Annotated in this window: 19 protein-coding genes; 11 read left to right on the top strand and 8 right to left on the bottom strand. The window is 51.4% G+C overall.

Features of this window, described 5'->3' with window-relative positions; all coding sequences use genetic code 11:
• Positions 1-215: 215 nt before the first annotated feature.
• Positions 216-857 (bottom strand): glutathione S-transferase family protein, encoded by a 642-nt coding sequence (locus NDA02_RS02255; RefSeq protein WP_348254566.1) that lies wholly within the window; start codon positions 855-857, stop codon positions 216-218.
• A gap of 236 nt (positions 858-1093) precedes the next feature.
• On the opposite strand from NDA02_RS02255, the gene NDA02_RS02250 reads away from it, so the two are divergent.
• Positions 1094-1669, top strand: a complete 576-nt coding sequence (locus NDA02_RS02250; RefSeq protein WP_348254340.1) for a hypothetical protein — start codon at positions 1094-1096, stop codon at positions 1667-1669.
• A gap of 29 nt (positions 1670-1698) precedes the next feature.
• Here the strand turns inward: NDA02_RS02250 and NDA02_RS02245 are convergent, their stop codons facing one another.
• A complete protein-coding gene (locus NDA02_RS02245) occupies positions 1699-2046 on the bottom strand; it encodes a DUF2203 domain-containing protein (RefSeq protein WP_190790383.1) in 348 nt (115 codons plus the stop codon).
• Between the two features lie 122 nt (positions 2047-2168).
• Between NDA02_RS02245 and NDA02_RS02240 the strand changes: the two genes are divergently transcribed.
• From NDA02_RS02240 to NDA02_RS02210, 7 genes are all read left to right on the top strand, one after another.
• A complete protein-coding gene (locus NDA02_RS02240) occupies positions 2169-2501 on the top strand; it encodes a DUF6439 family protein (RefSeq protein WP_348254338.1) in 333 nt (110 codons plus the stop codon).
• 73 nt (positions 2502-2574) lie between these two features.
• Complete coding sequence (locus NDA02_RS02235) at positions 2575-3261, top strand: hypothetical protein (protein WP_190790382.1); 687 nt, start codon at positions 2575-2577, stop codon at positions 3259-3261.
• A 40-nt stretch (positions 3262-3301) separates the two neighbouring features.
• Positions 3302-4120, top strand: a complete 819-nt coding sequence (gene nagB, locus NDA02_RS02230; RefSeq protein ID WP_348254337.1) for a glucosamine-6-phosphate deaminase — start codon at positions 3302-3304, stop codon at positions 4118-4120.
• Between the two features lie 490 nt (positions 4121-4610).
• Positions 4611-4988: a hypothetical protein gene (locus tag NDA02_RS02225; RefSeq protein WP_190793804.1), complete on the top strand. Its 378-nt coding sequence runs from the start codon at positions 4611-4613 to the stop codon at positions 4986-4988.
• Positions 4989-5395: 407 nt separating this feature from the next.
• Positions 5396-6538: an N-acetylglucosamine-6-phosphate deacetylase gene (gene nagA / locus NDA02_RS02220; protein ID WP_190793803.1), complete on the top strand. Its 1143-nt coding sequence runs from the start codon at positions 5396-5398 to the stop codon at positions 6536-6538.
• Positions 6539-6548: 10 nt separating this feature from the next.
• On the top strand, positions 6549-7430 hold the full coding sequence (locus tag NDA02_RS02215) for an MnmC family methyltransferase (RefSeq protein WP_190793802.1): 882 nt from the start codon (positions 6549-6551) through the stop codon (positions 7428-7430).
• An 18-nt stretch (positions 7431-7448) separates the two neighbouring features.
• Positions 7449-8390, top strand: a complete 942-nt coding sequence (locus NDA02_RS02210) for an alpha/beta hydrolase (RefSeq protein WP_348254335.1) — start codon at positions 7449-7451, stop codon at positions 8388-8390.
• Here NDA02_RS02210 and mtnC read toward each other — a convergent pair.
• The 5 genes from mtnC to NDA02_RS02185 all read right to left on the bottom strand — a co-directional run bounded on the left by mtnC (position 8387) and on the right by NDA02_RS02185 (position 13190).
• Positions 8387-9154, bottom strand: coding sequence for an acireductone synthase (gene mtnC / locus NDA02_RS02205; RefSeq protein ID WP_190793800.1), 768 nt, complete (start codon positions 9152-9154; stop codon positions 8387-8389). The genes NDA02_RS02210 and mtnC overlap by 4 nt on opposite strands.
• Positions 9155-9275: 121 nt before the next feature.
• Positions 9276-9830 carry a cupin domain-containing protein gene (locus tag NDA02_RS02200; RefSeq protein ID WP_190793799.1) on the bottom strand — a complete coding sequence of 185 codons (555 nt, stop codon included), beginning with the start codon at positions 9828-9830 and terminating at the stop codon, positions 9276-9278.
• 36 nt (positions 9831-9866) lie between these two features.
• Positions 9867-10484, bottom strand: a complete 618-nt coding sequence (mtnB, locus tag NDA02_RS02195) for a methylthioribulose 1-phosphate dehydratase (protein ID WP_190793798.1) — start codon at positions 10482-10484, stop codon at positions 9867-9869.
• A gap of 185 nt (positions 10485-10669) precedes the next feature.
• Positions 10670-10858 carry a S8 family serine peptidase gene (locus tag NDA02_RS02190; protein ID WP_199296760.1) on the bottom strand — a complete coding sequence of 63 codons (189 nt, stop codon included), beginning with the start codon at positions 10856-10858 and terminating at the stop codon, positions 10670-10672.
• Between the two features lie 391 nt (positions 10859-11249).
• Positions 11250-13190: an ABC transporter ATP-binding protein gene (locus tag NDA02_RS02185; RefSeq protein WP_190793797.1), complete on the bottom strand. Its 1941-nt coding sequence runs from the start codon at positions 13188-13190 to the stop codon at positions 11250-11252.
• A 279-nt stretch (positions 13191-13469) separates the two neighbouring features.
• On the opposite strand from NDA02_RS02185, the gene NDA02_RS02180 reads away from it, so the two are divergent.
• Positions 13470-13751, top strand: coding sequence for a YiaA/YiaB family inner membrane protein (locus NDA02_RS02180; RefSeq protein ID WP_190793796.1), 282 nt, complete (start codon positions 13470-13472; stop codon positions 13749-13751).
• Between the two features lie 445 nt (positions 13752-14196).
• Complete coding sequence (locus tag NDA02_RS02175; protein WP_190793795.1) at positions 14197-14388, top strand: hypothetical protein; 192 nt, start codon at positions 14197-14199, stop codon at positions 14386-14388.
• Positions 14389-14442: 54 nt separating this feature from the next.
• Here NDA02_RS02175 and NDA02_RS02170 read toward each other — a convergent pair whose 3' ends face one another.
• Positions 14443-16035 carry a glycoside hydrolase family 57 protein gene (locus tag NDA02_RS02170; protein WP_348245873.1) on the bottom strand — a complete coding sequence of 531 codons (1593 nt, stop codon included), beginning with the start codon at positions 16033-16035 and terminating at the stop codon, positions 14443-14445.
• Positions 16036-16205: 170 nt separating this feature from the next.
• Here NDA02_RS02170 and NDA02_RS02165 point away from each other — a divergent pair, with 170 nt between their 5' ends.
• Positions 16206-20669: a hypothetical protein gene (locus tag NDA02_RS02165; protein ID WP_348254334.1), complete on the top strand. Its 4464-nt coding sequence runs from the start codon at positions 16206-16208 to the stop codon at positions 20667-20669.
• Positions 20670-20826: the final 157 nt, after the last annotated feature.

Raw genomic sequence — 20826 nt, 5'->3', positions numbered from 1 at the left:
TATTCTTTGTTCTACACTGTCCCTTAAATTGCCCCAATCTTGGAAGACTTTAGAACCCCAGAGCTAGGGCAAGTTCTTCAGAATTGAGAGGATAGGGCAGGTCACAAGCATTTATTTTCATAACATCCTGCTAGGCTTCTCCTCAGTGTAAATTCCACCTCTCTGTTTTGCTGTGTTTTTCTAGGTAAGATCGCTGGGATTTCTTTAAAGCTTACTTAAACTGCAAAGAGCAAATCCGGCGGGATTACTTCGAGTTCCTGGGTTGCAGCCTCGACCCATTCCTGCATCAAAGGAAGCGTCCAGATTGCGTCTGCGTAGGTTTGCGCCTCTGAGTCCAGCTTGACGTTATAGGTGACAAATCGAGACACGACGGGAGCGTACATGGCATCGGCAATCGTGAAATTTCCAAACAAAAACGAACCCTGCTGCCTATACTGCTGCCGACAGTCTCGCCAGATCTGGCTGATGCGATCGATATCTTTCTGAACACTGGGTGTCACGCGATCGGTTGAATAACGCGATCGACAGTCCATTGGGAGATTCCGGCGCAAATCGAAAAATCCTGCGTGCATTTCTGCACTGACTGACCGGACGACTGCCCGAACTGCCGAATCCGCAGGCAACAAGCCAGAAGCAGGGGCAAGCTCAGCAATGTACTCGCCAATCGCGATCGATTCCCACACCCTCAAATCATCGTGCAGAAGAACGGGAACTCTGGCTGAGGGGGAATATTGGGAGATGCGATCGTAGAATTCTGGCGTATCGAGCGGCAGCCGAATTTCGGTAAACGGTAAGCCCGAATATTTCAGCGTCAGCCAGGCTCGCAGCGACCAGGACGAGTAATTTTTGTTGCCAATGATTAAGAGTCAGCATGAGGAGTTGATTGTTTGAGGGTCGTTCGGGTTTAGCTCGTGCTGTTACTTGTTCGATTGCTTAGGAGCTGCGCTGCTGTCGGGATTACTCGAATTGACCATTCTATAAAAACCGTAGCATTACCCTCCCTTGCCTTAACAAATTTGTTTAGACTGACTCTGTGTCTTTCACCAGTTTCTAAGTTCGCCAGAAGACAAAATAGAGCTACAAAACAAAGATAATGGACAACGATAGGCTGCCAGAAAAGCTGCGGAGAAGTTTGGAAAAAGAGCTTTCGCCAAATGAGCAGATTCAATGGATTGAGCAGCCTATTGCTCGTTTTTTTACTCGTTCCGTCCTGGGTGTTTGTTTAGTTCTATTCGTTTCCTTACTATTTTTTTCTTTTACCAGCTTTAGCACCTATCAACAAGCGAGAGACATGGGAAGATCTCTGCTTGAATTTGTAGGTGTTCCAGGTGCTCTAGTTTTTCTCATGGGAACTGTTATTCCGCTATTTCTTATCTTTTTTATTCCCTTCCTGAATTGGCTCACAGCACGTCAGTCTGTTTACGTCATAACCTATGAACGAGCCTTTATTCTTACAGCGGGACGGTCGACAACAGTAACATCTTTTATGCCTTCTGAGCTAAGGGTTGTCTCTCGTCGAGAAGATCGCGATGGCAGTGGTGACATTATTCTTTACGTCCACAGATCAAAAGATTATGACGGCGATATCCAGACTCAAGAGATAGGGTTCAAGCAAGTTCGTAATGCAAAAGCCTTTGAAAGGATGTTGCGCCAAATTGACTTAGGATAACCGATCGCCCTTTATTGGGTGCTTTCAATCTAAAGCGCGATCGACCGCAATACCCAGCCAATCACAATTCCCAGTCCGCCAAACCGCACCGCCTGCCAGAATACTTCTTTTAAACCGCTCCAGGAAAAAAGCTGACTTTCCAAGGCGACTTCCAGTGCTTCGAGCTGCTGCTGGATCTGTTTGAGTTCAGCTTTCAGTTCTGGGGTTTTATCACGGCGTAGATTACCGCGTACATCATCCAGGCGGTTCTTCAGCTCGATCTGTCGCTGCTGGTCTGCCTGCACCTGGGCGTAGCGAGCTTTGAGGCGCAGTAAATCAGCTTCGGCTTGGCGTAAGCCTTGTTCCAGGTCGATCGCTTCATCGGGGGCAGGAGCCATTTGGGGAAGGAAAAAAAGTGAGGAACAGGAGAAGACAATAAAGAATTTTGGGAAGGAACCAGATGCTCGAACCTGCATAGTACATTAGGAGAAAGAATCCGTCTTCCTAACCCGATCCTAATATGCCCCAATCTCCCATGTCTCAATCTATGCCCGAACCACTGGCATCCGAAGGCTCTGCGCTAACGGCATCTGCCCCTGCGCCCAAAGCCGCCCTCGCCGAACTCAGTACCCTGGAACTGGTACAGGCACTTGCAGAACGGCTCTCGATCGCCCCGCAGGATTGGCATCGGCTCAAGGCAAACCGCAACGCACGGGCAAGCGAACAGGCTGCGATCGCGCTGGTTTATCTGCTGCGAAACAACCCACAAGAGGCACTGCCCCGACTTCAGCAGGCAAGCGGCTGGCTCGATCGATCCGTTTCTGCACCGCCCTGCCCAACTCACGGACATTGACTGATTACAGCGGAAAAGCCATAACTGAAGAAATGACAGCAGAAATGGCAGCAGTCGAAATTGAGGAATTGCGATGGTTGGACGATGGCTTGACATCTACCCTGACGGGCGCGTGTTTGAGATGGAAGGCGGTAAGCCGCTGCGCGTGTTTCAAACCAACGGCGAGGTCAAAAAGCTGCTGAATGCTCTTCAGCAAACCAATGCCGGACGCTATGCCATTGCTCCACCCGCAAAAGTGCCGCCGACGATCGAAACCGAACGCCGCGTGATTCGCATTACCCGCACGAACCGCACCAATCCCAGTGGTTTGGTGTTGCTGAACGTCGCGCTGATTCAAGGAAATCGGGCGATCGATCAAATTCCAGCAATATCGGGTCAACCGAGAGAGCAGAACTTTCGCACCGTCAATCAAAGCCGCGCCGGCTCGATGGAACCTCTACCCGAAGGCTACTGGCTGGTGGGCAATGTGGAATGGGCAAGCGGGGTGCGCGACGATTACTCTAAAAGCTGGGCGGATGATGCAAACGGTTTAGGTCCAGTCTGGGTGGGAATGCGCTGCAACTCTCCGACTGAGCGAACGGCGATCGGCTTTCATTTGGATAACAATGCGGCAGCTTCTCCTGGTACAAATGGCTGTGTGGGAATTTCATCGCTGGCTGATCTGAAAAAGTTTGTCGGCTGGTTTAACGATCCGCGCTATGCGCCCAGGGTTGCGATCGTCAATTGGGGATTGGGAACGGTGGAGACACTCAAAAGTTAAATCAGGGTGAAATGAAACGCGAACTACGGACGATACAACCATGCGCCTGATCATCTGCGATTCCGCGGATGGCGTCGCGAATTGGGCAGCGAATTATGTGAAACATCGCATCAAAACCTTTGCACCCACGATCGATCGCCCCTTTGTGCTGGGATTGCCGACGGGCAGCACACCGCTCAAAATGTATCGCTGCTTAGTTGAATTTTATCAGCAGGGCGAATTGAGCTTTAGAAACGTGGTGACATTCAATATGGATGAATATGTCGGGCTTCCCGAAGATCATCCGCAAAGCTATCACGCCTATATGCACCAAAATTTTCTTGATCACATTGATATTCCACGAGAACAGATTCATATCCTGAATGGAAATGCGATTGATGTTGATCAAGAATGCGATCGCTATGAAGCGAAAATCAAAGCATTGGGCGGCGTTGAATTATTTATCGGCGGTGTGGGCGAAGATGGGCATATCGCATTTAATGAGCCAGGTTCGTCATTACAGTCAAGAACGCGAATTAAAACCTTAACCTACAGCACCAAATTAGCAAACGCTCGTTTTTTTAATCAGGATGTCAATCAAGTACCGAAATTTGCGTTAACGGTCGGAGTCGGCACGATTAACGATGCAAAGGAAGTCATGATCCTGGTGCAGGGATATCACAAAGCGAATGCACTGCAACACGCGATCGAGGATGGTGTAAATCACATGTGGTCGGTTTCTGCGCTTCAGCTTCATCCCCGGAGTGTGATTGTGTGCGATGAAGACGCGACGCTGGAATTGAAAGTGAAGACGGTAAAATACTTCAAAGAGCTGGAGCAAGACAGCCCGACGCTGGAAGGCAGAGAAACGCATGGGTGAAAAGGTTTGAGGAATGTTCGAGGTGCAACATTGCCTCTGAATCCCTCAACTCTGGAGGTTCTGAACGCGATAGATTCCTAACACATCCTCCAAGTCTAGATTACAAACTTCTTCAGGCTAACAAAGTAGAAAATTGGGGGGCAGGGGTTTTACCCTGAGCGAGGGCGAAGCCTCCACACCCCCCCGTCCCTTGCGTGAGTAAAAAGGCTGTAAGAGCGCAAAGCAGCCCAACTTGTTAATCATTTCACTAATGGATGTTAGGTGTCAGCGGACGAAAGCCAGCTTTATGTTGGAATGAAACAGCAATCTAGGGTAATACTCCACTGCACCACCAAGCGCATCGTTGCGAAACGGTATTCTGCTTCTATTTGTGTTGGGGTAGGGCAGTCGCCAGCCAGGGAGTAATTTCTCTGTTTTTCACAGGGATTGCTTTTGTTTCAAAATCCTTTTTCTATCAATCATCCAACCTATCCCTTCTACGGTGAATATTATGTCAAGGGCAAAATCGATTGCTCAAAAGCTTGCTGCATTGGTGACCCTGTTGCCTTTTAGTGCTGGAATTGCCTTGAGTCCCATTCACGAGGATCAAGCAGTGGCTCAGCCAACTCAGGGGGCTTTAGGGCAATGTATTTTAGATCTACGAGAAGCTAACATCTATGGTTCTAACGCAGCCGATCGCTGTATTAATCAACTGCAAAATCTGCCGCCTACGCAATCACTAGGGCAATGTATTTTAGATCTACGGCAAGCTAACATCTATGGTTCTAACGCAGCCGATCGCTGCGAACGCTTGCTTACTGCTCAGCAACGCAATGGAGGTCAAAGTTCTGTTAGCCGCCCAAGTTCAAGTTCGCGTCGAACAGTGTGAATAAACAACAATACAGGAGGCAACATCATTGAGCTTTATCTTTCTCCTGCAAGCAGTGATGATTGGGGAGCTAATCGACTAAATGGCACTTTTAATTCCGGCTATTTTATCAACTTCACTTTGGGCAGTTCTGAGTGCATTTATGACATTAAGGCAGACTTCGATGACGGTAGCTATGTCCAGGATCAGTTTGATTTCTGTCGCAGTAATACCTATAACCTGAACTAAGTTTCGTGAAGTAATCAGTTCTTTGCCTAAAACCTGATTTCACCCCTGATACAGCCTTTTTCTAGCCTTTTTCTAGCCTAATGAAGTATAAGAAATGGGGGCAGGGGTGAAACTCACAGCAAGGGAAGCAGACCCCCACGCCTCTATTTTACTAGAGCGAAAAAGGCTGTATTAGTGGAATGCTGGCTTTAACGAACGCAACGATCTTCACCTCAAAAGATGTTTTTGACGATCGCGCACTGCTGATCGATCGCGATCGAATTGTGGATCTGGTTCCGGCGGATGCGCTGCCCGAAGTAGATGCGGTGATTGATCTGCATGGACAAATTGTTGCCCCTGGGTTTATTGATTTGCAGCTTAATGGCTGTGGCGGGGTGATGTTTAACGATGCAATTACCGCCGAAACGCTGGACATCATGCACCAGACGAATCTCAAAAGCGGTACGACCAGCTTTTTGCCTACGCTGATCACTACCTCTGATGAAGAGATTAAAGCGGCGATCGATCTAATCAAAACCTATCGCAAAACGCACTTCGCCTCAGTGCTGGGGCTGCATCTGGAAGGACCATTTCTGAACCCGAAACGGAAGGGAATTCACGATGGAAATTACATTCGTGCTGCCGATCGCATAATGCTAGACATCATCGCAGCTGCCGGAAAAGAAGTCGTGTGTCTGGTTACGCTTGCACCGGAACTGGCAGCGGTAGAAGAAATAAAACTCCTGACCGATCGCGGCATTGTGGTTTCGGCAGGACATACGGATGCGACCTACGAAGAGGCGATCGATCGATTTGAGGCCGGGGTGAACATGACCACCCATTTATTTAATGCAATGTCGCCCTGGCAGGGACGTAAACCGGGCATGGTGGGAGCCGTGTTCGATCACCCAGAGGTGTATGCAGGCATTATTGCAGACGGTCATCATGTGCATTTTGCCTCGATCGCCCTTGCCCATCGGCTGAAGCAGAACAAGCTGATTCTTGTCACCGACGCGACGCCGCCCGTTGGCACAGACATGACCTCGTTTATCATCGGCGGCAACGAAGTGTTTTACCGGGACGGCAAATGTGTCTCGGCAGATGGAACCCTGGGCGGCTCAGCCCTGACGATGATCGAAGCGATCGCCAACTGTGTGCAGCACGTCCGAATTCCCCTTGCAGAAGCTCTCAGAATGGCATCAACCTATCCGGCTCAACTGCTCGGACTGCATCACAAACTCGGTGACATTGCTCCCGGATACGTGGCAAATTTGGCAATTTTTGATCGCGAGTTTCAGATGGGTGGTGTGGTCGATCGCGGCTGGTTTTACGGATTGCGATAGCATGGGTTTCATGGCGCCTTCCTGGATTCCGCAAGCCACCGACGACGGCTCTTTCACCTTCTTCTCGGAAACCTTTGGTGAAACGTTTCACAGTACGCAGGGCGCAAGGGCAGAGGCGTTTGTCAAATTTGTAAAAGCGACCCATCTGGCAGAAAAAGCGACTCGCGATCGGCTCAACTTGCTCGATGTCTGCTACGGTTTGGGCTACAACACAGCAGCCGCTTTGGAAACAATCTGGACGGTGAATCCAGCTTGTCAGGTGCAGGTGTATGGGCTGGAGTGGGATGCGACTGTTCCTGCGGGAGCAATCGAGCCGCCGCTAATTCAGTCCTGGTCGCCTGCGGTGCAGACCGTTCTAAAATCCCTGGCAGAACAGCACGTTTGTCAGACCGATCGACTGCAAGCCACGCTGCTAATTGGCGATGCCCGGCAGACGATCGATCCGGTGATTCAATCCGGCTTTGCTGCCGATGCCATCTTCTTTGACCCCTTTTCGCCCCGTCGTTGTCCCCAGCTCTGGACAGTGGATTTTTTTCAACGAATCGTGCGCTGTCTTGCCCTCGACGGAACGCTGGCAACCTACTCGCGCTCTGCCTGTGTTCGATCGGCTATGGTTGAAGCCGGACTGACGATCGGCACAATTCCCATGAACGACGAACTGCATCCCACCCACGAATGGTCACAAGGGACAATCGGCGCGTGGACAACAGCAGGTCTGCATCCCCTGACACGAATGGAGCAGGAGCACCTCTGCACCCGCGCTGCCATTCCCTACCGCGATCCGAATTTGACCGACTCAGCAGAGGCAATTCTGAGCCGCCATCAGCAGGAGCAGAAAATCTGTAGGCGAGAATCTACGTCAAGCTGGCGCAGACGATGGAAGATTACCTGAAATTACAGGAGAAGCGTCATGGTTCCTGACTTTTTGCCTGTCTCAGCGAATGAAATTCAAGACCCGTGGGCGATCACCCTCCTTCATCAGATTCAGCGGCAGACCGTTCAGGTTGCTTTTCCTCAGGGCATCACCGCAATCGATACTGCTTTTGTTCACGCACGTATTTCTGAATTTCGATCGGGCATTCATTCACCGCTCTTATTTCTGAATGGCTTCGACAGTTCCCTGTTAGAATTTCGGCGAATCTTGCCGTTGTTACCTGCTCAAGATATCTGGGCGATCGATTTATATGGCTCTGGATTTACAGCGTACTCTGCTCAAGTTCCGGTGAATCGTCAAACGATCCGTCTGCATCTTCAGCGTACGATTGCTGATTGGATTCATGAACCCGTGATTTTGATTGGCGCATCTTTGGGTGGAGCAGTTGCCCTTGATTTCGCGCTGCATTATCCAGAGTGGGTGAAGGCGATCGTTTTAATGGATAGCGTGGGATTTTCAGGGAGTTTTCCAATCGGTCAATTTCTGCCTGTCCCGCTCATTGAATTGGGAACCACATGGCTGCACTTTCGCAAACAGGCTGCGCTGACGGCTGCGACTTTATTGTCGGCAGGAGTTCTGCCCATTTTTCCGGCGCTCGATCCCGGATTAGCAGATGATTTGCGCTGTTTGCTGCTGCATCAGGAAATGCCGGACTGGGCAGCCGCAATCCGCTCTTTTACCCTGAGTGGTGGGTATAGCAATCTCGCTGAGCAAATTTCTCAAATCCAGCAGCCGACGCTGATTTTATGGGGAACCGCAGACGATATTCTCGGTATCGCCGATGCAGAAAAATTCAGGCGAGCAATTCCCGGCAGTCAGCTCGAATGGATTCAAAAAGCAGGTCATGCCCCTCATTTGGATCAGCCGCAGCAGGTCAGCGATCGGATTCTAGATTTTTGTCGGTTGCAGACTCGCTAAATCTCATCAAACGATCGCACGACTCCAAAACCCTCAGAATCCGAGGAAGAATTGCCCGGACGCAGCGAAAACAACCCCTGCATTCCCGCCAATCGCGCTGCTGTCAGTTCTGCGACCACATCAGAAACAAATAAAATTTCGGCAGGTGGAACTTCGATCGTTGCTGCAATCTTGTGATAGCTCTCCGGTTCGCGCTTCATGCCGATCTGCGTATCAAAATAGCCGCTCAAAAACTGCGTCAGATCGCCTGCTTCCGAGTAGCGAAACAAAAGCTGCTGCGCCTGTACGCTTCCCGACGAGAAAATATACAGCCGCTTGCCTGCTGCTATCCACCGCTCAAACGCGGGTTTGACATCGGGGAAGATCTGCGATCGCAGTGTTCCATCCTGATAGCCCTGATTCCAAATTTTGCCCTGCAACGATTTGAGTCCGGTTGATTTGCGATCGATCGCGATCAGGAAATGAATGTAGGGCACTGCCGCCGCAGGCGCGTTTCCCTCCCAGGCAGGCAAGTTTTCTGCACGATTATCCCTTTGGGGAACTGCATCTCTTTGAAAAGCTGCCAAGCAATCGGCTTCATACTCCTGCCGCAGCCGCTTCAGATCCGCCTGAACCGCTTCCTCCTGCCCGTGCTTCTGTAAAAACGCTTCAACCTGTTCTTCTGCATAGGGAAACAGCACCCCAAATACATAATCGACGGGGGTCGTCGTGCCCTCAATATCCAGGAGAATCACGCGGACTGCCTGAGAAATGCGATCGATCATACCAACCCCGAAAAGAGCCTAACAAACCAAAGTCCCCCCTCGCTCTTTTAGAGCGGCAAGTCAAAGGTTGGGGGATTTAGGGGGCGATGGAGAACACCCCTGAGACTGTTCAAACCACCGCTTAAACCGCTGCCATCGCAGGCGCACTAAAACAAAGCGGCGCAAACCCCTGCTCTTTACCGCTCTCGGTATAGTGAGGCGTCCAGCCTACGGAGTCTTGGAATAGCCGAATTGCGCGAATTCGCCGATCGCCACAGAGATCAAACCAGTGCAGCGTTCCCTGGGGCACAACGAGCAGATCGCCTGGTTCTACCTGAATGCTGACCACTGGGCCCGATTGGGGATTGATGTGGAACAGTCCGTGTCCCTCGATCGTGAAGCGTACTTCGTCTTCGGCGTGAGCATGTTCGCGGCTAAACTTTGCCAGCATGGCTTCCAGATTGGGCATGTCGGGCTTAATGTCGATCACATCTGCGGTGACGTAGCCGCCCTGCTGCTTTAACACCTCAATTTCTGAAGCGTAGGCGGCGAGAATTTCTTCGCTGGTTGCCGCTTCGCTCAGCGGGTGGCTCGGCTGCCACCGGGCAAAGCCAATGCCGATCGCCTTCAAATATGCCTCAATTTCGCCAGCGTCTTTAATTTGCCGATTTTCCTCTGGAATGGTGAGAACTGCCATTGTTTCGTCCCTTAACGCAAGTCACAGTATTCCAGCTTAGCGAAGTGTGAGCTTACGATAGGTCAACTCAAACAAAAATTCGAGAATCTCAAGATGCCGCCGGGCGTGAAACAGGGTATCGCCCCAGGTGTATAGCCCGTGCCCGACCACCAGAAAACCGTAAGAACGCGCCGTATCCGACAAAAACGGACGCACCGACTGACTCAGGATTTTCATGTCCTGCGAATTGGGCACAACGGGAATTGTTATCGTCTCTTCGTGGCTCTGGATGCCTTCTAAGCCCTTTAGCATTTCGTAACCAGAGAGCATGATTTTGCCGCGATCGGCATAGTATTCCGACAGCAGCGTATTAAAGACTGAATGGGTATGCAGCACGGCTCCTGCTCCTGTTTCTTTGACGACCGTAAGGTGCAGCAGCGTCTCCGCAGAGGTGCGCCCTTTCCCCTGCACTACGGTGCCCTCACCATCGACTTCGATTAAATCTTCTGGCTGCACCAGCCCCTTATCTATCCCACTCGGAGCCATCAAGAGCGTGAGCGGGGTGCGGCTGATCACTGCACTAAAATTACCCCCCGTGCCCTGTGCCCACCCCTGAGAGTGGATGTCTTGAATCACCCAGCTTAGCGTATCCCGCAGGTCTAACGAGTGCAGCATAGCGTATGACATTGTTAACCCAAACATTGTTAACCCAGTAGTCCAACCTAACGAGTCCAACCTAACAATTCACGAATTTCAGTCTGTAAATAAGCCCCATCGTCGATTAACAGTATCGTAATCGGGGATCAAGCGCAATGAGATAATTGAGCCGGATGCCAATTGGATTGGTGTTTCTGGGGAATTTAGCCAGGCAGCATATTCCCAGCAGTTTGGGTGAGAGTTGCTTTGATTTGAGCCGGAGCCAGGATCGGGTTTGCGCTGAGCATCAGAGTCGCAATGCCAGCCACAAAGGGAGCCGCAAAAAACGTACCGCCGCTGAAGCTGATAAGATTGCTGCTGAATAGAGGAATAGGTCGAGAAGAGGTCTTCACCAGGAGCCGTTATATAGTCGAAGTCGATCGCCTGGTTGCCCACCGGATTTGAAAAGTCTGCTGTCCAGTTCTAAGGGCTGGGGGACAGTGGGAGAATTGTCTACCGAAGTGACCTGATAGCGAAGCTGATACCGACCTAGCCGGGACGATCGCTCAAGACGCGCAGCTTATACAATTCGCAAATGAAGCTGACTGTGCGGCTAGCTTGAACGGCTTGAGTTCTTAAAACGATCGGGGCTTGAAGCTCAAAGTGTTTCTGCTGAAGTAGGTTTTGATGCTACGGACGGCAGTAGATTCTCAACGATCCCTGAGTTTGGAAGCAGTATGGACTGAGTTCAGTGAATGACCTGCGCTTCCTGGCTCGCTTGTTCCGGTTGCCGCATTGCCGCTTTTAGCTCACTGCAAATCCTCGCCGGGTCTGCCGATCGCGGATCGTGTCCAAATTGCCTAAGGGAATTGCCGCAATCAGGTGCTTGGTATATTCCGTTTGTGGACGGCGATAAATCGAATCGGCAGTGTCAATTTCTTCGATCCTGCCCCGGTTCATCACCATAATGCGATCGCTCATAAACTTAACCACGCTCAAATCGTGCGAAATGAAAATATAAGTGAGCTTAAATTCTTCCTGAAGTTCTTTCAGCAAATTCAGCACCTGCGCCTGCACCGACACATCCAGCGCAGAAACCGATTCGTCGCAAATAATAAATTTCGGGTTCAGTGCCAGGGCACGGGCAATGCAAACTCGCTGCCGCTGACCGCCGGAAAACTCGTGGGGATAGCGATTGCTAAATTCTGGATTGAGTCCCACCCGATCGAGCAGGTAAGACATTCGCTCCAGCCGATCGCGCCGGCTCTTGCCGACCTTGTGAATCATCAGCGGTTCCATGATTGCTTCGCCGATCGTAATGCGCGGGTCGAGCGAACTAAACGGATCTTGAAAGATAATCTGCATTTCGCGTCGAAGCTGCCGCAGCTTGCCACCGTTGGCGCGAGTAATGTCTTTGTTTTCAAAAACAATTTGTCCTGCCGTTGGCTTGACCAGGTGCAGCAGCGTTCGCGCCAGGGTCGTTTTGCCGCAGCCGGACTCGCCCACCAGACCCAGCGTTTCCCCCGGATACACCTGAAATGAAACGCCGTTGACTGCCATCGCCAGTCGCTGTGCCCGTCCAAAAATACCGTGAATCGGATAGCCCACCTGCAAATTCTGCACCGACAAGATGGGGGACTGCTGCTGAAGGGCGATCACCCGCTGATGGTCTTCTTCCGGGCTGATTGCCGCATTCGATCGCAATGCCTGATCCACACTCAGTGACTTCTCGCGAATGATCATTTCCCCACTGGGACTGGTGCTCACTTCCATAAAGTCGGTGATGGTCGGCAAAACTCGCAGGTGGCGCGTGGGCTGGGGACGGCAGGCAAGCAGTCCTTTCGTATAGGGATGCTGCGGATTCGAGAAAATATCCCACACCGCACCCGACTCCACAATCTTGCCCTGATACATCACCGCGACCTGATCGGCAATATCGGCAATTAAGCCCAGATCGTGCGTGATAAACATGATCGACATTCCCCGTCGATCGCGCAGTTCCCGCAGCAGATCCAGAATTCGCGCCTGCACGGTGACATCTAGCGCAGTGGTTGGCTCGTCGGCGATCAGCAGTGCCGGATTACAGGAAATCGCCATCGCAATCATGACCCGCTGAATCTGTCCGCCCGAAAGCTGATGGGGGTAGCGTTCCAGCATGGCGTACTTTTGCTCGTTGACCAGACTGGTAATTTCTCGATCGCCCAAACTGCCCTTCACACTGTCTCTCGAACTACTGCCCAGATGCTCTTTTTGCCAGGAGTCAATCGCCTGCTGCTGAAGTTCTTCATCAGAAGGCACGAGCTTCACTTCCTGCAATAAGCCGATCGCCCGTCGTCGCGCTTCTGAAGGGGAAATATTTGGTTCATGCTGCCGAATTGCCTCGACCAATTGAAAGCCACAGGTGTAGACCGGATTGAGCGAACTGAGCGGCTCCTGAAAAATCATCGATACCCGACCGCCGCGATAGTGCTGCATCTGCTCTGACGTGAGCGATCGAAGGTTCACAGGCTCCGCTTCAGGGTTGGGCTGAAACCAGACTTCGCCCTCAGGAATCCGCCCCGGCGAGGGAATTAGCCCCATGACTGCCAGCGAAGTCACTGACTTTCCAGAACCAGACTCGCCTACAATTCCCAGGGTTTGCCCGCGTTTGACCTGAAATGAGATGCCGTCTACGGCTTTAGTAATGCGATTAGAGGTCTGAAACTGAACGTGCAGGTTACGAACATCAAGAACAGTGTCATTCATGGCGGCAGGCAAACAGTGAGCAGAAAAAAGTGGGCAGTGAGCAGCAAAGTAACGTGGGCAAAAAAGCGAGCAATGGAATGAAGCGGATTAGCAGGATCTTAGCAACTTAGCAGCATCATATCGAGATTAAGGACGAAGCGAAGCAGTTCCCCACCTCTGGCATCACCCAACAGGCAATGTCACACCCAAAAGGCAATGTCGCAACTGTCACATTCTTGAAATTAGGCAAAAAATCCAATCGATAAGATGAAAGTCACCTCGCTTCTACACCTCACTCGTATGAAAGAACTTCGAACCGCTCAATCTCATAGCCAAGCCTGGATTATCCAAACCTGGCTTTCGTTTGCGATCTCAACTTCTGCTACGGCGATCGGCATTCTTTATTTGCCTGTGGATGGCTGGGTGAAGGGCTATCTCGGCATGGGCATGGCGTTCACGCTCGGTTCCACGATCAGCCTCACTAAGACCGTGCGGGATGAGCATGAGTCGAAAAGACTGCTGGCAAAAGTCGATGAAGCAAGAGTCGAAAAACTGCTGGCTGAGCATCATCCACTGCGCTAAACAACCGAATTTTTGGGGAAAACCAGAACATTTTGAGCGAACAGGGTGGGTATCTCCCACCTTTTTTAATCCTTTTCAAAGGACAAAACTATAAAAGTCTTTTCGCTCTTGTAATACTTTTTTTGCGATCGATAAATCTGCTCAAACAGCAAACTAATCTGAACGAATTACAGCAAGACGCAATTTAGTAGGGGAGTTTCTGAAAGCAACTTTGCCATTTCCTAGTTGATTGCCGCTGATTAAATTGCAATGATCGAGTTAGCTAATTGTTATCCAACTTTTCGATCGCTTCTCCTTTGAAATCAACCAATTGCGCGCTTTCTAGCCTGCCTGGAGCGAATCTGGAAATTCTTATTGATCCCTTGTATAAGAACAGAAATCAATCAGTGTCTTGTCGAATAGAATTGAGTGCAATTGAACTAATTTTAAGAAGGAGTTATTACCCGTGGAAGCGATATTACTCTCAGTTCTGGCAATCTTTGGAATTGTTTTTTGGCAAGATACGGCTCCTAAGAAAAAAGATGAAAAACCAAAGACCCCAGAACAAAAACTTCTGGAGGCACTGGCTGAATACGAACAAAAGAAAGACGGCGGCAAAAAAACCACCAAAATTGTGGTTGAGATTAACGATCGCTAGCTGATGCGCGGGTAGGAGGATTGATCAGGTCTGTTCGAGGATTAGCCAGGAGGATTAGCCCAGCGGTCGATAAACCCGATAGTTCACCTCTGGAAAGATATTGTCGATCGCTTCAACCTTTTCTAACCAGCCCGAATCAATTTTGCCCTGGTTTAGGTCTTCCCACAGTTTGTTAAATCTTTGGAGGTGCGATCGGGTGCGGCGGACAGCGTAGGGAACCATTGTTCCGGTTCGCATAATAAATGCCCAATCCGAAGATTGCGCCAGCAGCAGTTCTCTTGCCGCCTGGTTTAGGGCACGCCATTCGAGTTCGTCGCTCGGTTCGCGGTGCGATAGATCGATCATGCGCTCGGCAGCTTTGTGCAGATGGGGATAGATCCAGGCGTTGGTTTCATTCAGCCAATACTCGTGGAAACCACGAAAACCCCAGCTCGACTGCGACGGACGACAAACCTGCTGCGACGGATGACGTTTCAGATAGTCCGCCAAGTGAATCATTTCGTAGGCTTTCTGGTCGTACCAGGTTTTGCGGAACAGGTAGTCGAGAAACCACGGACCTTCGTACCACCAGTGACCAAAAAGCTCTGCGTCATAGGGCGAGACGATAATCGGCGGACGCTGCATAATGCCGTAGAGGTGTTCGACCTGCTGTTCGCGGTTATACATAAAGTTGCCCGCGTGTTCGGCGGCTTTTTCCCGTGCCCAGTAGGGGTCGTAGAGGGATTTGTCGCTCAGTCCCAGTCCGCGTCCGGTGATTTTGTGATATTTAATCCCTGTGTTTTTGCGCTGCCCGTTGGGCATGATGTAGGGCTTGATGTACTCGTAGTCCGCATCCCAGCCTAGATCGCGGTAAAACTCGCGATATTCCGGCGCACCTGGATAACCCACCTCTGAAGACCAAACCTGCTGCGATGATTCGTGATCGCGCCCAAAGACTGCCACACCGGTTTCAGTGAAAATGGGCGCATAGGTTCCAAAGCGGGGACGGGGACGGGCGTAGAGAATGCCGTGACCATCAGTGAGAAAGTAGCGCAGTCCGGCATCGGCGATCATGCGCTCTAATCCGTCGTAATAAGCACACTCCGGTAGCCAGATGCCATTTGGCGATCGTCCAAAATGCTGTTCATAATGTTCACAGGCAACTTGAATCTGTGCCCAGACTGCCTGCGGGTACATTTTCATTAAGGGAAAGTAGCCATGGGTCGCCCCACAGGTAATAATCTCCAGATTGTTACTGTCTAGAAATTGCTTAAATCCGGCGACTAAATCATGGTTATAACGCTCCCATGTTTCGCGTACCTTGTTAAACTCAGTGGCATAGAATTCAGCCAGATATCGGAGATGTCCATTTTGGGCGTAATGCTCGACTTCTCTTTCTGCTAATTCTTCGAGTTGAGCCAAATGATGATCGTAGCGTTCTTGGAGTAATGGATCTCGCAGCATCGACACAAGCGGCGGTGTCATGCTCATGGTCATTTTGAAATCGATTCCGTCTTGCTTGAGTCCTTCAAAGACGTGCAGCAGCGGAATGTAGGTTTCAGTAATCGCCTCAAATAGCCACTCTTCTTCTAAGACATAGTCGCTTTCAGGATGTCTGACGAAAGGCAAGTGGGCGTGCAAGACCAGGGCAAGATAGCCAATACTCATAGGTTTAAGGTCTGACGGTTAAGACAGGCAATGGAACGATTTAGCAGACAAGACAGCAAACAAGGTATGTAGGGAACGTAAATCGGGCATCCTATACCGGATCGGGAAAAGCCGTTGCCAAGATTGTAAAGCAAAAGTTAAGCAAAACGATTGATGGGGCAAAGGGAGTTATGGCAGAACTACGTTTAATCGAACTGGCACAGCAGGGTGATCCGCAGGCGATCGCAGCTCTGATGAATCAGTCGCTTCAGCCCAAGGGCATGACGGCAACAGTGGAGCGGCAGGGCAATGCGCTGGAAGTTACCCTCGAAGCCGATCGCGTCCCCAATCGTCAGGCATTGACTGCGTTTGTCGAGAAGGGCATTCACAATCTCGGGATTGAGTCGATTCGATCGATTCGCATTATGGGACAGCAGACGGGCGCGAGTTTTCCTGCCTGGATGCAGGAATTGTATCTGGAAGTGTCCCCGGCTGATTTGCTGGGTGATGTGCCGAATCAGTCCATCACCGAAGCGGGTTCCCTGGCCGATGCCTCAGGGGCTTCACAGTTTTCCGAAGAGACGATCGCGCCCAGTTTAGAACCCGATTTCCCTGAATCTGATTTCGCTGAAGGCATGGCTTCACCGTCTGCCGCATCTGAGCCGTTGCCGGATTTGCTCTTTCCAGAAGCTTCCGACGTTCAGGGTTTAGCAGGCTCAGACTTATCCGCTGCTTTAGAGGGATTGAGCGAAACGCCGCTGCCGCCGTCGAGCAATCAGGCTGATCTGGAAGCCGAACTCGGAGCAATTTGGGATGAGCAGGCGCAAGACCAATCGAATGATCTTCTGCAAGATCTGTTTGCCGATTCAGACGCGACCCGTTCAGAAAGCGATCTGGATCAGTTTTCGGCTGAATTGGATGTCAGTCCTGACCCTGCCGCACCCAGTGCCCTCGATGACCTGAGCAGCTTGCAAGACTTGTTTGCCGACGAATCGATCGAGACGAAGCTGCCCGACCGTTCCCCTGACCCGGTGCTGACTGACCCCTGGGAAGACCTGCCTCAGGCTGATGCTGCCGGGTCCGATCGTCCTGCGGCTGGAATGATCGACGATCTGTTTGCAGACAGCCCCAATGACCCGGCAACCACCGACGAGATGGAGTTTGAGGCTGCCGCAGTTCCGTTGACGAGCGTTGATGATTTGCTGGCGGCACTTGATGGCGAGGAAGACACTGGAATGAGTGCGGATGAGGGTGGTCGCAGTGAAATTGGCGATAGCAGCGATGAATCTGCTGATGCGTTTGAAGCTGCATTCGGGGAAACGCAAAATCCTGATGACGCGCCTGATTCCACCACTGTCCTGGTCGATCTATTTTCCGTAGATGTCTCAGCAGAAAATGGAGAACCGCTTTTTACAGAAGAAGTAATTCTGATTGAGGAAACGATCGTCTTCGATTCATCTGATGATTTTGCTGGAGATGAGCTTGTCGGGAATGACGCTAGCGAGGACGTTTCGGCTGACTTTGGTGCGGGCAACGAAGCCGCCATGCTTGATCTGTTTTCTGAAGACGCTTTTTCTGAAGACGCTGCACCCGAAATCCCGCCAGACGAAGCCGCCATTGCCGATCTGTTTTCAGAAGCGGCAGCCCCAGAAGAAATCGCTCCACCTGAAACAGCAGACGACGCACTCGATCGGGCACTGTTTGGCTCTGACGATTTTGAGGCTGGTACTTTTGAGGCTGGTATTGATCAAGGTAACGACCCCGGGATGAGCGAAGCAGATTTCGCGATCGATGAAATGGGCTTGCTGCAAACCGATGACAATTTTGCGTTTCCAGCGCAGGAAGAAGGGGACAGGGCGATCGATGATCCAGCGATGCCTCCAGGTCTCTCAAGCGCGATCGATGAGAATTTGTTTATGGTTGCCTCTGAGCCTTTAGACTTTGACAGTCTGGAGTTTGGCATTTCAGAATCCGAAGCGTTGGATGCGAATTTGATCGATGAGCTAGGTTTTGAGTCAGAGTCTGAGTCAAATTTTGATCCAAATCTTGAGTCAACTTCTGAGTCGCTCAACTTTTTGGATGAAATGGCAACCGAAGCCGAAATGCTGCCCGAGGTGATGCTCCAGGATCAGTGGATCGAATCTTCGCCCTCTGAGGAGTCTCTTGCAGGGGAACTCGGACTAGAAGGATTTGCCCCAGAAGAATTCGTTACTACGTCTGAGCAGGATGTTTTGGCTCAGGAGTTTCCCACGGGCTCCGACCCGATCGATTTCCCAACTGATTTTTTCCCCGCTGAAACGCCTGCTGAATCGGTTGGTTCGCAGTTTCCTACAGCGGGAATTGAGGAATCTGCTGCCACCGCAGAACCTTTTGCAGATTTTGGGGAAGCAGGCGATTTGGAAGCCAGCAATTCAGATGTGGGTGATTCGGACGTAAACAATTCAGACGTAAGCGATCGAAATAATAATGACAATCTCGATCTGACCGATTGGTTTGCAGATCAGATCGATTCGGGCGATCCGGCGGCAGAACTCTCGACTGCACCCTCCGAGGACTTTTTGATCCACGAAGATATGCCCAATTTTGGCTTCAGTGGGGAAGCTAGCTCCGAAGCCGCCGCTGATGCTCTGTTTAACGATGTGCCTCCCGAACCCTCGTTTACCCCCGAAGCCGATCTTCTGGAGGAGCTGACTTTTGAGGAAACGTCTGAGGACCCTTCAGAAAACGCTTCAGCTGAATTTGCTCCATTAGAATTTGCCCCATCAGACATTGAGCCCGAACCCGCTCAGCCTGAGATTACCCAGGAGCAGCTCGAAGCCCAGATCGAAAACCTGTTTGCCGAGGAAGAAGACAGCGTGACCGAAGACAGCTTCCAAAACTCCTGGGAGCTTGCATCCGATGATGTGTCTGACGACTCTGCTGATATCGCAGCTTGGGGCAGCCCACTGGATTTAGACCTGGGCGAACCTGCTGACCTGGAAGAACCTGCTTTGCCCGATTTTGCAGAGCAATCTAGTTTTCCTGAAGACCTGACAAATGCGGATCTCATCCTGGAGCCGCTTGTCCCGGAATATTCCGAAGAAATCATTGCTTCGGACTCTGTTCTGGATGATGCGCCCTCGACCGCAGAAACCGTCCTGCCGGATTTGAGCTTTGAAGACGAAGTGACGATCGTAGAGCATGATTTGGCCGATAACGATCTGCCTGATTTGGCAGTCTTGACCGATATGCCAGACATCGACCTCCCCGATGATCAGGTCATTCCTTCGCACGAAGACCCGTTTGCAGCTGACCTCGCAGGCTTTGACGCTGCTTTGCCCGAAATGGCTACCGACGATGCCGATACCTCGCTGGCAAATACTCTGAGCTTGTCGGAGGCGATCGATCCAGATCAGCTTGTGAATGATTTACAAGGTGACGATTTACAGCGTGACGATTTACAGGACAATCCGTTGGAACTGTCGCTCGGCTTCCAGAACAGCCTAAATCAGGAAGATTACGGCGATCTGACCACGCTGGAGGAGCCTTCCTTACTGGAGGAATTAACCGACGAACAGCTTCAGGAGTTGCTGGGCAACCAGCCGGAGGATGTCGCGCCTAATGACTTTGCCCTGGATAATCCTGCTCTAGATAACCCTGTTCTAGATGACCCTTCAGAAGACCCTGTGCTTCAGCAGTCCTTCTCGGAGCCATTTGCCGATTTCAACCCGGAACCCGTTTCAGAAACCCCGGCAGATCTTTCAGATCCCGTTTCAGCTTCCCCTGAGAACGAACCTCTGCTCGACTTCCTTAATCGACAGTTTGGCCTGGAAGAAGAGCTGTCCCCGGTGGAAGAACCGGAGCTAAGCTCGGAGCCAGTAGCCGATCGCGAAATCCTCGCGGAAACCGAGTTCCTCGATCGATCGGAGAATGCACACCAGCCCACACAAATTCCGTTTGCAGCGACCCCGTTTGCAGCGGCTTCAATGGCTGCCTCTGACGTGCCTGCTGCTGTCGAACCGAATCTGGATCTGTCTGACGATTGGCTGGATGATACCAGTCCCGCAATGCCTGCCCATTCTGAAACTGCTCCTGCGATCGAGGCAGACGATTCAGAGTGGCAGGAACAGTCTCAGGAAGATCTGGAACGCCAGCTTGAATCTTCTGATTTTGTCCAGCCTGTACCAAATCAGGTGTACCCTCCTGCTGAGCCGAGTGCTGCTCCGCCCAGAGTCGTCGTGTCTTCCTCACCGTCTCGCCCAGCCTCTAGTTCAACCGGGATATTTACGCTCATTCTGTTTTCGATCGTCGGATTTATTGCCGCGCTGCTCGGATTCTCGCTCTGGTCAGAGCTTTCTGCTCCGCCTGAACCTCAACCGCAGCCTGTGCCTGCCCCCACTGATCCCCCGGCTTCTCCGGTAGCTCCCCCGACAGCTCCCACCGCGCCTCCGGCAGCCCCAGCGGTTCCTCCTGTCCAAACTGCTCCTCCTACTGCTCCAGTGGCTCCTCCGGCAGATGCTCCCGCCGCGCCCCCGCCAGCTCCGGCAGATGCTCCAGTGGCTCCCCCGCCTGTTGCCCCCGTGGTAACACCTGAAGCATCCCCAGTTCCTCCTGCTGCTCCAGTGGCTCCTCCGGCAGATGCGCCCGCTCCTCCAGCGGCTCCTGCTTCACCGTAGAAGAGAAATTCTTAAGTGGGGGCAAAATCGCCCTCACACCTCTTCCTCTTTTGATGCCTCACGCAATCGGGTAACAGTAATCCGGCAACAGCAAAGAACACAAAACAAAAATCCCCCGATCGACTCAAAATGGATCAGGGGATTTTTTCGATTAAGA

The sequence above is a fragment of the Leptolyngbya sp. ST-U4 genome, from assembly GCF_039962215.1.
Lineage (GTDB): Bacteria > Cyanobacteriota > Cyanobacteriia > Elainellales > Elainellaceae > Leptolyngbya_A.
This window is presented reverse-complemented; position numbering and strand designations above follow the sequence as displayed.

Excerpts from the sequence above, each read along its gene's own strand:
- NDA02_RS02250 (WP_348254340.1), top strand. The coding sequence starts at position 1,094 with ATGGACAACGATAGGCTGCCAGAAAAGCTGCGGAGAAGTTTGGAAAAA.
- NDA02_RS02245 (WP_190790383.1), bottom strand. The coding sequence starts at position 2,046 with ATGGCTCCTGCCCCCGATGAAGCGATCGACCTGGAACAAGGCTTACGC.
- NDA02_RS02240 (WP_348254338.1), top strand. The coding sequence starts at position 2,169 with ATGCCCCAATCTCCCATGTCTCAATCTATGCCCGAACCACTGGCATCC.
- NDA02_RS02235 (WP_190790382.1), top strand. The coding sequence starts at position 2,575 with ATGGTTGGACGATGGCTTGACATCTACCCTGACGGGCGCGTGTTTGAG.
- nagB (WP_348254337.1), top strand. The coding sequence starts at position 3,302 with ATGCGCCTGATCATCTGCGATTCCGCGGATGGCGTCGCGAATTGGGCA.
- NDA02_RS02225 (WP_190793804.1), top strand. The coding sequence starts at position 4,611 with ATGTCAAGGGCAAAATCGATTGCTCAAAAGCTTGCTGCATTGGTGACC.
- nagA (WP_190793803.1), top strand. The coding sequence starts at position 5,396 with ATGCTGGCTTTAACGAACGCAACGATCTTCACCTCAAAAGATGTTTTT.
- NDA02_RS02215 (WP_190793802.1), top strand. The coding sequence starts at position 6,549 with ATGGCGCCTTCCTGGATTCCGCAAGCCACCGACGACGGCTCTTTCACC.
- NDA02_RS02210 (WP_348254335.1), top strand. The coding sequence starts at position 7,449 with ATGGTTCCTGACTTTTTGCCTGTCTCAGCGAATGAAATTCAAGACCCG.
- mtnC (WP_190793800.1), bottom strand. The coding sequence starts at position 9,154 with ATGATCGATCGCATTTCTCAGGCAGTCCGCGTGATTCTCCTGGATATT.
- NDA02_RS02200 (WP_190793799.1), bottom strand. The coding sequence starts at position 9,830 with ATGGCAGTTCTCACCATTCCAGAGGAAAATCGGCAAATTAAAGACGCT.
- mtnB (WP_190793798.1), bottom strand. The coding sequence starts at position 10,484 with ATGCTGCACTCGTTAGACCTGCGGGATACGCTAAGCTGGGTGATTCAA.
- NDA02_RS02185 (WP_190793797.1), bottom strand. The coding sequence starts at position 13,190 with ATGAATGACACTGTTCTTGATGTTCGTAACCTGCACGTTCAGTTTCAG.
- NDA02_RS02180 (WP_190793796.1), top strand. The coding sequence starts at position 13,470 with ATGAAAGAACTTCGAACCGCTCAATCTCATAGCCAAGCCTGGATTATC.
- NDA02_RS02170 (WP_348245873.1), bottom strand. The coding sequence starts at position 16,035 with ATGAGTATTGGCTATCTTGCCCTGGTCTTGCACGCCCACTTGCCTTTC.
- NDA02_RS02165 (WP_348254334.1), top strand. The coding sequence starts at position 16,206 with ATGGCAGAACTACGTTTAATCGAACTGGCACAGCAGGGTGATCCGCAG.